The organism is Acinetobacter sp. YH01019 (assembly GCF_013420285.1).
Lineage (GTDB): Bacteria > Pseudomonadota > Gammaproteobacteria > Pseudomonadales > Moraxellaceae > Acinetobacter > Acinetobacter gandensis.
This window is the reverse complement of the sequence record NZ_VOYM01000164.1, coordinates 1-2,189: the sequence shown is the minus strand read 5'-3', so window position 1 is coordinate 2,189 and position 2,189 is coordinate 1. Positions and strand designations below refer to the sequence as shown.

Below are 2,189 nucleotides of genomic sequence, written 5' to 3'. Positions count from 1 at the left end.
GTTGAATTTCTTTGTCAGACATAGTGATCAGCATCTATATTTTATATCCAGTCCATGGTGATAAAAATCATCATAAACCAGACATTTTTATTGGTGAGAATATAGACACTTTAAATGGGTTCTAACAAATACATTTCGTATAATGTATATTATGTTAAATTGAGTACATGATATATTAAGTTCATGAACCTCTTTGCTTAACCTAGAATCAATCACTTATATAAAATAATATTTCACATTCATCTAACTTATGTTTATATTTTATTTACTTCATAAGGTTCTTGGTGCTTAGAATGTTTGTCGTAAAAACAATTAAACTTTCAAAAAAGTATTCAAATCAAAATCACATAGTTCTATTATTTGATACTTCAGCTACAGTACCTTGTCTCTATCCCTTACTCTATTCTTTGACTGCACTGAGATTTCAGAGTTTTGCCACACAACAATCAGATATGCTGGCACTAAAGTTTTGGTATGAATTCTGGTATCAGAAATATTCAACTTTGTTTTGCGAATCATTTTTATCCTCCAAATATGAACCTGAGATTTTTTTGAGTGAAATCGATAGCTTTATTGTTTTCTTAGAAAATAATAAAAAGTTAGGAACAAATTTGATTCGACTTAGATCAAATATAGATGTTAACTATATGACTATTACCCAGCGCTTGAGGTCATTGTTTAAGTATTTTGTATATCTTTTAGATGAATATTGGAATGTACGTTATCAAGATATTACAATCAAAGAGTTAACAAATCGTAGAAAAAGAATTGATTTGTTTTTACTGAGTAAAAAAAGGATTTTTGGTAGGTTCTCCAAACGGAGTTTAACTGTAAAAAGTGAAATTAATTATAATTTTAAAAGCTTAACCAATGAAATGATGGTTAGGCTTTATAAAATTATTCGTCCAGACCAGACGGCTAGTATTAATACGGAGAATCCATTCTCCACGAAATCACATCAACTTCGTAATTTTCTGATTGTACATCTTATGATGAACTATGGTTTACGGGTTGGTGAATTAATGCTACTCACAAAAAGATCGATAAAAAAATCTCTTAATTCTGACTCATATAGTCTCATAATAACCAATACCGATGATGAACATGACTCAAGGTTGAGAAAGCCAAGTATAAAAAACGAGCAATCTTATAGGGTTATAAAACTAGATAGTATGGATTATAAGTTTTTGATGCTGTACATAGAAAAGATAAGGTATTGTAATAGTTCAGATATCTTGTTTACATCACTGAAACCACCCTACTCTCCATTGAGCTACTCATCTATTAACGCAATTTTTAAAATGATAGAGCTAGCTTTTAGGACCTTACATCCTATATATTTTGATGATACAAATATCGACTCAATTCAGAAGCTAACCCCTCATGTATGTCGTCATACATGGGCATATACCACATTGGCTTTTGCTATTAAAAAATATCGAAACGAAAGGATACAGTCATTAAAAATCAATAATGAAATTATGCAAAAAGCACTAGAGGATCTACGTGTCTTAGGTGGTTGGAGTGCTAACAGTACAATGCCAGGTTACTATGCAAAACGATTTATTGTTGATAATGCCAATCTTATAAATTTGCAACGTATATCGCAAGAATTTCGGGAATAATAAATGGAGCAATTTGACCTTTTTGAAGATTTTCAGAAACAAAATTCTGTATCGATTTTTAATGATCGTCAGACGATAGCTCTTCAGAATCTAGGTGAAAAAACACCAAAAATTGTTAAGTTTTTAACTGCGGATAAATTTGATGATAAGTTTATTAATTCTACAAACAATATTTGGACGTTTTATTATTCAGGTCAGAAAGAAAAAATAGATTTTTCAAGATTTTCTGAAAATGAAACATCTTTAGTTAAATTTTTTTTAATAATATTTATTCAGAGAAATAGTCCATCTTTTTTGAGTAGAAAATTCTACTCTATTAACTTCTTAATAAATCATTTAAAAAAAAATAATTTAGATTTCAGTTATGAGAATTTGAAAAAGTTTTTGATAGAAATTGCGCCTCTAGAAAATCATTGTAGTACTTATGGACATGTAAAATTTTTGGTGGTGTATCAAAAAGTATGCTAAAAAAAAGCAGGTTGAATTTTGATAAAATAGAGAAATGCAAATAACTCTAGAAATCAAATGTCCAACCTGCCTCAGTGACAGTATAAAGAAAAATGG

Annotated in this window: 2 protein-coding genes; both read left to right on the top strand. The window is 29.3% G+C overall.

Translation table 11 applies throughout. The features are described from left to right. Nucleotides 1-293: 293 nt before the first annotated feature. Nucleotides 294-1,625 (top strand): site-specific integrase, encoded by a 1,332-nt coding sequence (locus tag FTT84_RS17600; protein WP_180082014.1) that lies wholly within the window; start codon nt 294-296, stop codon nt 1,623-1,625. A gap of 3 nt (nt 1,626-1,628) precedes the next feature. Beyond that, nucleotides 1,629-2,093, top strand: coding sequence for a hypothetical protein (locus FTT84_RS17595; RefSeq protein WP_180082012.1), 465 nt, complete (start codon nt 1,629-1,631; stop codon nt 2,091-2,093). The last annotated feature ends 96 nt before the right edge of the window (nt 2,094-2,189 follow it).